1 protein-coding gene is annotated in these 367 nt (G+C 64.3%); it reads right to left on the reverse strand.

The annotated features are described in order from the left end of the window. Positions 1-367 (reverse strand): zinc-binding dehydrogenase (locus AC5Y2L_RS28595; protein ID WP_499940105.1); only part of this gene is annotated, 367 nt, incomplete at both ends.

Genomic DNA, 367 nt, shown 5'->3' on the forward strand with positions numbered 1-367 from the left:
GCCACCGAGCCCGCCGGTGATGAGGTAGGCGCCATCCCTACGAAAGACCGGGACCTGCTCCGGAGACACCGCGGTCGAGGAATGTCCGGTTTGCGGAATGTCCAGCACGAGTTTGCCGGTGTGCTCGGCGGCGCTGATCACCCGAATCGCGGTGGCCGCCTCGGCCAGCGGATAGTGCGTGCTCTGCGGCAGCGGCAGCACACCATCGGCGACCAACTGATACACCGTGGTCAGCAAATCGCGCAGCCAGCCGGCGTGGGTGATGGTCATCAACCCGAGGTCCACACCGTAGAAGGCGAGGTTGTGTCGGAACGGGAAGAGTCCCAACCGAGTGTCGCCGTAGATGTCACGTTTGCCGATCTCGATG

The sequence above is a fragment of the Mycobacterium sp. NGS66 genome (genome assembly GCF_059812225.1).